Raw genomic sequence first — 8,857 nt, 5'->3', positions numbered from 1 at the left:
AATCCCAATCCTTAGAATTTTAAAATCGCGCCCATCGAACCGCCGCCGAACCGTCGCCCGGGTCCAGGGGCACCGGCGACGGCGCCAGTCTCACGCCGTGGCGCCCAGAGCCGCTTGCCAGCCGATCAGAACAACCAGCAGCAGCACCATGATGGACAGGTCGAAGCGGACCGCGCCGATGGTCAGTTGCGGGATCAGCCGGCGCAGCAGTTTCACCGGCGGGTCGGTGATCGACAGGATGATCTCGAGGATCACCACGGTGAGACCGCTGGGACGCCAGTCACGGCTGAACGAGCGGATGAACTCGATGACGATCCGAGCGATGAGCAGCAGCCAGAAGAAAAACAGCGCATACCCGAGGATCTGAAAGAACAGCACCAACTAGAACCCCGACCTTACCGATGAGATGACGAGAATCCCCGTCGCCGCCCACACGCGCGGCAATCACCAGCGTACCGACTCAACCAGCGGGCACCACAACCCATGGCGGCCCGGTGAGCGCCAACCCGGGTTAGCAAGCGGCTATTGGTATGCGTAGAAGCCGGTTTCGGCGATCCGGCGACGCTCCTCGGGGGATACGTCGACGTCGGCAGGCGACAGCAGGAACACCTTGGTCGCGACCTTGTCGAACGAGCCGCGCAACGCGAAGGCCAAGCCGGCGGCGAAGTCGACCAGCCGTTTCGCGTCCGCGTTGTCCATCGACACCAGGTCCATGATGACCGGGGTGCCGTCGCGGAAGCGTTCGCCGATGGTGCGCGCCTCGCTGTAGTCCTTGGGCCGCAGCGTGGTGATCTTCGACAGCGGGCTGCTTTCGTCGAAGAGCATCGCCATCCGGCGCGGATCCATCGCCAGTGCGCCACGGGTAGACCCTCGCAGCGACCCGAAGCGCGGCCGGGCCAGGTCGGCGCGGTCGTACTCATGCGCCCGGAACCGGTCGTCGGCGTAACCGCCGCGATAGCTGCCCGATGCAAAGTCACCGGGCTCGCCGCGTGGATCGTCATACTCGCGCCCTTCAAACCGGCTTTCGTAGCGGCCGTACCCGTCGTCGGCGAACCGCTGCCGCGGGTAGCCGCCCCGGCTCGGGGCTTGATCGTCGTAGTACTCGTCGTCGTAGTCCTCCATCGGGGCCATACCGAAGTAGGCCTTGACCTTGTGCAGTGTGCTCATCGCCTTGACCCCTATCTAGAATCTGGGAGTTGCGGTGTCTGTGATGAAGATGTGACTGGAGTGACTAATTAGGGTGACCGTAGCGGTCTCTTACCCAATAACGCGGTACCGACACGCACACACGTCGAACCATGTTTGACCGCGCTTTCGAGATCGTTCGACATCCCGGCCGACAATCCGGCCGCATCTGGATGCGCTCGGCGCACCCGGTGGTGCTCCGATTCCAGACGCGCGAACGCCGTATCGGGATCCCAGTCCAACGGCGGGATGCCCATCAACCCAACTAGTTCCAGGGATTCGGCGGCCTCGACCTGCGCGCAGATCTCGTCGACGGCGCCTGGTTCGGCGACGTCAACACCGCCTCGGGACACGTCGCCATCGAGGCTGATCTGGACGTAGACCTGCAGCGGATTCTCCCGACGGCCGTCACTCAATGCCGCCGCCACGGCGTGGTCGAGCGCCCACACCACCCGAGTACTGCTGATCGAGTGGGCGGTGTGCGCCCAGTTGGCTAATGAGCGGGCTTTGTTGCGCTGGATCTGGCCCACCATGTGCCAATGCAGACGCGGCGAACCCGAAGAGCCGCCCAGCAATCTTGCGACTTCGCCGACCTTCGTGGCCGCCTCCTGCTCGCGGGATTCGCCGAATGCGGCACATCCCAAACTCGACAAAATCGCGACATCGGTTGCGGGAAAGAATTTGGTAATAGGCAGCAGTTGAATTTCGTCGACTTCGCGGCCAGCCTCTTCTGCGGCCGCCGCGAGCCGCGATCGTAACGCTGTCAAAGCATCGGCCAATTCCGATTCCCGCTCCGGTCGGGGGGAAAGTTTTACCGCCACTGGACAGTCCTGGCTCATTCCATCCACACCACCGATGCCAGCCGCCCGGTCGGGGCGTCGCGGCGGTGACTGAACAAGCTGACGTCATCCACCGTGCACCGCGGGTCGATATCGACGGCGCTCACGCCCAAAGCCTTAAGCTGACAGGCAATTCCGGCGCGAAGGTCCAGTCCGGGTGTGCCGGTCGAGGTGGTGGTGCGACTGCCCGGCAACGCCGCCTCCACCTCGTCGGCCATTGCCGCCGGAACTTCATAGTTGCGCCCGCTGACCGCGGGGCCCAGCAGCGCGGAGATGTCCGGCTCATGCGCGCCCGCGGCCACCATCGCTTCGATCGCCCGGGCCACCACGCCATCCCGCGCTCCGACCCGACCGGCGTGCACGGCGGCGACGACGCCGGCCCGCGCGTCGGCCAGCAGCACCGGCACGCAATCTGCGCTCACCACCGCCAACGCCAGCCGCGGCGTGCTGGTCACCAACGCATCGGTGCCAGCGACCGGTTTATCGCGCGGCCCGTCCACCACCTCGACCCGATCACCGTGAACCTGGTTCATCCACACCACCCGGTCGGTGCCAAGGCGAATCGCGGCGGCCAACCGCGTCCGGTTAGCCGCCACCGCGACCGGGTCGTCGCCGACATGGTCACCGAGGTTGAAGGTGTCGAACGGCGGCGCCGAAACGCCGCCGGCGCGGGTAGTGGTCACCCTCCGGACGCGAACGCTCACATACCCAGTATCCGGCTCGCGCAGCGCCGACTCGGCCCGACGGCATGCCGCACCCTCCCACGCCGCTTCGCGGCCCGTATCGTCTCGCGGCTAGCGCCGCATGAAAGGCGGCACGTCGACGTCCTCGTCATCCTGGCCGCCGATGTCCAAGGTTGTGCCGTTGGTCTGCAACGGCACGCTGACCGCGTCAACAGGTTCGAACAACATCGAACTAACCTTGCCGGCCTTGCCGGACGCAATGCCCTGGCTGCTGCCGACGACCGGTTTTCGGCCGGGCCCGCTCGCGTCGAAGCCCGCCGCGATGACCGTGACGCGCACCTCGTCGCCGAGCGAGTCGTCGATCACGGTGCCGAAAATGATGTTGGCGTCCTGATGAGCGGCGTCCTGCACCAGCGATGCCGCCTCGTTGATCTCGAACAACCCCAGGTCGCTGCCGCCGGCGATGGACATCAGCACACCCTGTGCGCCCTCCATCGACGCTTCCAGCAGCGGCGAGTTGATCGCGATCTCGGCCGCCTTGAGCGCGCGGCCGTCGCCGCGGGCCGACCCGATGCCCATCAACGCCGTGCCCGCACCGGACATGATGCCCTTGACGTCAGCGAAGTCGACGTTGATCAGACCCGGCGTGGTAATCAGGTCGGTGATGCCCTGCACACCGTTGAGCAGCACCTCGTCGGCGCTGCGGAAGGCGTCCATCAACGACACCGCGGCATCGCCCATCTGCAACAGCCGGTCATTGGGGATCACGATGAGGGTGTCGCAGCTTTCTCGCAGCGCCGCGATGCCGTTTTCGGCCTGGCTGCTACGCCGCTTGCCCTCGAACGAGAACGGTCGGGTGACGACGCCAACCGTCAACGCGCCCAGCTTGCGGGCGATGGTGGCGACGACGGGCGCGCCACCGGTGCCGGTGCCGCCGCCTTCGCCGGCGGTCACGAACACCATGTCGGCGCCACGAAGCAGCTCCTCGATCTCGTCCTTGGCGTCTTCGGCGGCCTTGCGTCCGACCTCAGGGTCGGCGCCGGCGCCCAGCCCGCGGGTCGAGTCGCGCCCGACATCGAGCTTGACGTCGGCGTCGCTCATCAACAGCGCCTGGGCGTCGGTGTTGATGGCGATGAACTCCACACCCTTAAGTCCCTGCTCGATCATCCGGTTGACGGCGTTGACGCCGCCGCCGCCGATCCCCACGACTTTGATGACGGCCAGGTAGTTGTGCGGCGGGGTCATCATTGTGTCTTCCTCCCTGGTGGGACTTAGGCCTATTGCGTAACGAACTGGCAAACCTCAACCTCAACTAAAGGATTAGAGTTATGTCAAGTTGTTTTGCGCAAACAGAACGGTATTGCCGCCGTGCGCACGATCGACGCAGGCGCGCCGAGAAGCGGCGGGCGAATTTCGGGCGAATTTCCGCGGCACCGACGGCGGGCGTCCGGTGCCGGCAGGTCGCTACTTGACGGTGGGCAGGTCTGGGCTGGAGACGTCGTACATCCGGCCCGGCTGGGTCAACAGGGCCGCCAGTTTCTCCGCCTTCTCCTCGGTGCGCTCGTGGGTTCCCCAGATCACAGTGCGACCATCGTTGAGCGTCAAGGTGATCGACGCGACCGACGGCGCGGCAATCCGGCCCACCTGCGCGACGATCTCGGGGCGCAGCGCGGTCAGCACCGCAAGCGCGGCCTTGGTCGCCGGGTCGGTCGGCCCGGGGTTGTCCACGTCGATGTAGGGCAGCGCCGGTGGCGGCGGGGCGGTCGCAAAGTCGACGCCGTCGCGGTCGTACAGGTGCGGGCCGTCAGGAAAGTCCTTGACTACCAACGGAACCCGCTCGACGATGGTGATCCGAAGCGCCGAAGGATACTGGCGCTGCACCCGCGCGCTCGCTACACGGCGAATCGCCGCCACCCGATCGGCGACCCCGTCGGTGTCGATCTGCAGCAGCGGCGTGCCGAGTCGGACTTGCGCGGCGCCGAGCACCTCGTCGCGGGTCACCGCCCCGATCCCGGTGACGATGATGCTGCGGGCGGACATCACCGGTGTGAAGTAGAGCACCAGCCCGAGTGCCACCGTAAGCGCGGTCAGCCCGACCGTTGCGAGCGCCAGCTTTAGGCCCCGGACGGCCCCACGCGGAACGGGTTTGGCCGGATCCACGGCGCGCCCGCGGGCCTGGCGTTTGGCCTCCCGGCGGGCCTGCTCGATCGCCATCGCGCGCTGCTGGGCCGCGCGGCGCTCGGCGCGTTCCCGCCTCGCCCGCCGACGGGGACCTTCGACCACGTCGGGTTGTTTGGTTTGCTGTTGTTCCGTGCCGGCGTCGTTAGTGCTGCTCACGTCGTCGCTGAACCCGCCGGCGGCAGCGGTCGGTTGGGTGACGGTAATTTCCCGAAAGGGATCCCCTACGGTGTCGCCACCCGGTTCGCCCGGCACCACGTCGTCCTGCTCGGTCACTACAAGACTCCCGGCCGGCCCGGCGCGCTGCGGTTGGCCCGCACCCGCAGCGCGGTCACGATCTCGGGCGCGAGCATGGTGACGTCGCCCGCGCCCATGGTGACAACGACATCACCTGGGCCGGCGGCCTCGGCCACAACGGCAGCGACCGACGAGAAATCGCGCAAATACTGCACCGGCACGCTGACGTGCTCGACGACACTTGCCCCACTCACGCCGGCTAAGGGTTGTTCGCGTGCGCCGTAGACGTCGAGCACGAAAACCTGATCGGCGGCATCTAGCGCATGACCGAATTCGGTGGCGAAAGCCTTTGTCCGCGAATACAAATGCGGCTGAAACACCACCAGTGACCGGCCAATACCGCTCTGCTCGAGCAGCGTGCGAACCGCGTCCAGCGTGGCGCTGATCTCCGTCGGGTGGTGGGCATAATCGTCGAACACCCGCACCGAGGCCGCGCTGCCGATCAACTCGAAGCGGCGACGCACCCCTTCGAAACCGGCCAGTCCATCGAGTACACAGTCGGCGGTAGCGCCGATCTCGATCGCGGCCAGCAGCGCGCCCAACGCATTGAGCGCCATGTGCCGGCCGGGCACCGACAGCCGCATCACCCACGGATGGATTTCACCGTCCAGCTTGACCTGCGCGACCGCCCCGGTTCCCTGCTGTTCCCAGGACAACAGCGTCCCGGCCAAGTAGTCGCGCGGGCCGTCGGACGACGAGCCATACCGCAGCACCCGTATCCCTAGCGCCGCAGTGCGTTTCGCCAGCGTCGCCGCCCCGGGGTCGTCCGTGCACACCACCAGCGCCCCGCCGGGCGCAATTCGCTCCGCAAAGGAGTCGAACACCGCGGTATAGGCCTCGGGATTGCCGAAGAAGTCCAGATGGTCGGAGTCAATATTGGTGACCACCGCGACATTCGGGGTGTACTCCAGCAGCGAGCCGTCACTCTCGTCGGCCTCGGCGATGAAGCAGTCGCCGCTGCCGTGATGGGCATTGGTGCCGGCCTCGCCCAGGTCACCACCGACCGCGAACGACGGGTCCCGGCCGCAATGCTGCAGGGCCACAATGAGCATCGACGTCGTCGTGGTCTTGCCGTGCGTGCCGGTCACCATGAGCGTGGTGCGCCCGGCCATCAGCTTGGCCAGCACCGCCGGCCGGAGTATCACCGGGATGCCGCGTCGCCGGGCCTCGACGAGCTCGGGGTTGGTCTTCGGGATCGCGGCACGCGTAGTGATTACGGCGGTCGCGCCGCCCGGCAATAGGTCCAGCGACGACGCGTCGTGGCCGATCCGGATCAGCGCGCCGCGTGCGCGCAGCGCGCGCACGCCGCGCGACTCCTTGGCATCTGACCCCGACACCAATCCGCCTCGGTCCAGCAGGATGCGGGCGATACCTGACATGCCCGCTCCCCCGATGCCGACCATGTGGACCCGCTGCAGCTCGGGGGGCAGCGGCGCGGTGTTCATCGGCGCACTCCCCAATCCCGGCTGGAGCCGGCACCATCGTCGCCCGCGCGGTTCATCGTCGGACTCCTCTGGCGGGCTGACCGTCACGGTTTTGGCGCGCGACGTCCAGCGCACTGCGCCGTTTCTTCGCGCGCTTCCCGTCCCGCGCCGCGCGCGCGACGTCCAGCGCGACGCGGGCCACCTGCTGCGCCGCGTCCGGATGACCGACCAGCGCGGCGGCCTTCGTCATCGCCGCCAGCCGCGGCGCGTCGTTGAGCAGCGTGCCGAGTTGATCGGCCACGAAACCCGGCGACAGATCGGCATCGGCGACCAGCAGCCCACCGCCGGCATTGACCACCGGTAACGCGTTGAGCCGCTGCTCGCCGTTGCCGATCGGCAGCGGGACGTAGACGGCTGGCAGGCCGACGGCGGTCACTTCGGCGACCGTCATCGCACCGGACCGGCAGATCGCCACATCGGCGGCGGCGTAGGCCAGGTCCATTCGGCTCAGGTAAGGCACCGCGATGTAGGGCGGGTCGCCGGGTTCGGGGGTGCGCAGCTCGATGGTGTTCTTGGCGCCGTAGGCATGCAGCACCGCCACTCCAGCGGCGGCCAGGTCGCCGGCGGCCGCCGCGACCGCCCGGTTGATCGAGGCTGCTCCCTGCGAGCCGCCGAACACCAACAACACCCGCGCGTCGTCGGCAAAGCCGAAGTGTGCGCGGGCCGCCGACCGCAGTGCCGCGCGGTCCAGGGAGGTGATCGCCGCACGGACCGGCACACCGACCACTTCGGCGTGCGGCAGGCCGGGGTCCGGGATCGCCGATAACACCCGCTTGGCGCCGCGGGCGCCAACCCGGTTGGCCAGCCCGGCGCTGGCATTCGCTTCATGGATCACCACCGGCACCCGCCGCCCGCGCCGGGCCGCACCACGGGCAGCGAGATACGCGGGTAGCGACACGTATCCGCCAAAGCCGATCACCACGTCGGCGTCGACCTTGTCCAGCACGGCACGGGTCTGTCGGACGGCACGAAACACCCGCAGCGGCAAGCGGGCCAGGTCACTGGTGGGCTTGCGGGGCAATGGCACCGGCGTGATCAGCTCAAGTGAGTAGCCGCGGTCGGGCACCAGCTTGGTCTCCAGACCGCGTGCGGTGCCCAGTGCGGTGATGCGGACCTGCGGATCGAGGGCGACCAAGGCGTCGGCGACGGCCATCGCGGGTTCGACGTGGCCGGCCGTGCCGCCACCCGCGAGCACCACCGACAACGAGGAATCCCCGGTTGGCTCTTTGGCCGAGTCGTTCACCCGTAGCGCTGACCTTCCAGTGCGCGACGGCCGGCGTGTGCATGACGCTGGCCGGTGTACCGCTGTCCGCCTCCATGATGCGCCCCCGCACGCGGGAGGTGCCCCCACCCCCGCAGGCGGGTGGTGCCCCCAGACCGCGAGGTCCGCTGATCTACTGCGGGTGGTCTCGCCGGCCGCGCGGCCCGAGCGCCGGACGCCTTGGCCGGCTGCGGCCGGCTGCGCAGCCTGTCACGCAGCGCCTCGACCCGGGTCGGCACATAGGGCGCCGGCAACGGCAGCCGCAGCAGCCGAGTCATCCGGTCGTCACGCCCGGCTCGCAGCGCGGCGACGGCCTCGGGTTCGTGGCGAGCCGCATTCGCCATCATGCCGATCATCAAAAGTGTTGTGGCCGTGGATGTTCCACCGGCAGAGATGAGTGGCAGCTGGATACCGGTGACCGGCAGCAGTCCAATCACGTAGCCGACGTTGATGAACGACTGGCCGATCACCCACATCGTGGTGGTCGCGGTCAGCAGCCGCAGGAACGGGTCGGCGGATCGGCGCGCGATACGCATCCCGGTGTAGGCGAACAGCCCGAACAATCCCAGCAGGCCGAGGGCCCCGACGAGGCCGAGCTCCTCGCCGATGATCGCGAAGATGAAGTCGGTAGTGGCGTTCGGCACCCATCCCCACTTCAGCTTCCCCGCGCCGAGCCCGACACCGAACCAGCCGCCCGAGCCGACCGCGTACTGGCCCTGCAGCGTCTGCCAGCCCGCCGTCTGCGCATTGGCCTGCGGGTGCAGGAATCCGGTGATCCGCTTCAGCCGGTAGGAGGCGACCAGGACCAGGATGATCATCGCGAAGCCCATCAGCGCGAGCATGCCGATGAACAGCCTGCCCGGCGTTCCGATCACCCAGAGCAGGGAGAGGAAGATCACCAGGAGGATGAAGGTGGTGCCGAGGTCATCG

At 67.9% G+C, this 8,857-nt stretch carries 9 protein-coding genes; all 9 read right to left on the bottom strand.

The features are described from left to right. Positions 1-90: 90 nt before the first annotated feature. Complete coding sequence (locus VEI45_RS23845) at positions 91-381, bottom strand: YggT family protein (RefSeq protein WP_324856981.1); 291 nt, start codon at positions 379-381, stop codon at positions 91-93. Between the two features lie 141 nt (positions 382-522). Continuing rightward, positions 523-1,167: a cell division protein SepF gene (locus VEI45_RS23840; RefSeq protein WP_324856980.1), complete on the bottom strand. Its 645-nt coding sequence runs from the start codon at positions 1,165-1,167 to the stop codon at positions 523-525. Between the two features lie 68 nt (positions 1,168-1,235). Continuing rightward, positions 1,236-2,024 carry a YggS family pyridoxal phosphate-dependent enzyme gene (locus VEI45_RS23835; RefSeq protein WP_324856979.1) on the bottom strand — a complete coding sequence of 263 codons (789 nt, stop codon included), beginning with the start codon at positions 2,022-2,024 and terminating at the stop codon, positions 1,236-1,238. After that, positions 2,021-2,728 (bottom strand): peptidoglycan editing factor PgeF, encoded by a 708-nt coding sequence (gene pgeF, locus VEI45_RS23830; protein ID WP_324856978.1) that lies wholly within the window; start codon positions 2,726-2,728, stop codon positions 2,021-2,023. The genes VEI45_RS23835 and pgeF overlap by 4 nt, the downstream gene beginning before the upstream one ends. Before the next feature lie 90 nt (positions 2,729-2,818). Continuing rightward, positions 2,819-3,952, bottom strand: a complete 1,134-nt coding sequence (gene ftsZ / locus VEI45_RS23825) for a cell division protein FtsZ (RefSeq protein WP_324856983.1) — start codon at positions 3,950-3,952, stop codon at positions 2,819-2,821. 219 nt (positions 3,953-4,171) lie between these two features. Then, positions 4,172-5,044, bottom strand: a complete 873-nt coding sequence (locus VEI45_RS23820) for a cell division protein FtsQ/DivIB (RefSeq protein ID WP_324856982.1) — start codon at positions 5,042-5,044, stop codon at positions 4,172-4,174. Between the two features lie 116 nt (positions 5,045-5,160). Continuing rightward, entirely contained in the window at positions 5,161-6,627 is a 1,467-nt protein-coding gene (murC, locus tag VEI45_RS23815; protein WP_324856977.1) for a UDP-N-acetylmuramate--L-alanine ligase, read from the bottom strand. 52 nt (positions 6,628-6,679) lie between these two features. Then, positions 6,680-7,909, bottom strand: a complete 1,230-nt coding sequence (gene murG / locus VEI45_RS23810; RefSeq protein WP_324856976.1) for an undecaprenyldiphospho-muramoylpentapeptide beta-N-acetylglucosaminyltransferase — start codon at positions 7,907-7,909, stop codon at positions 6,680-6,682. After that, positions 7,906-8,857: FtsW/RodA/SpoVE family cell cycle protein (locus VEI45_RS23805; protein ID WP_324856975.1), on the bottom strand; the 952-nt coding region annotated here is incomplete at its 5' end. The genes murG and VEI45_RS23805, both read right to left, overlap by 4 nt.

Origin of the sequence: Mycobacterium sp. (assembly GCF_035623875.1) — a bacterium.
In the GTDB taxonomy this organism is placed as follows: Bacteria; Actinomycetota; Actinomycetes; order Mycobacteriales; family Mycobacteriaceae; genus Mycobacterium.
The sequence above is the reverse complement of the archived record's forward strand: the minus strand, read 5'-3'. Positions and strand labels throughout refer to the sequence as shown.

Coding starts and splice junctions, on each gene's coding strand:
- VEI45_RS23840 (WP_324856980.1), bottom strand. CDS start 1,167: ATGAGCACACTGCACAAGGTCAAGGCCTACTTCGGTATGGCCCCGATG.
- VEI45_RS23835 (WP_324856979.1), bottom strand. CDS start 2,024: ATGAGCCAGGACTGTCCAGTGGCGGTAAAACTTTCCCCCCGACCGGAG.
- ftsZ (WP_324856983.1), bottom strand. CDS start 3,952: ATGACCCCGCCGCACAACTACCTGGCCGTCATCAAAGTCGTGGGGATC.
- murC (WP_324856977.1), bottom strand. CDS start 6,627: ATGAACACCGCGCCGCTGCCCCCCGAGCTGCAGCGGGTCCACATGGTC.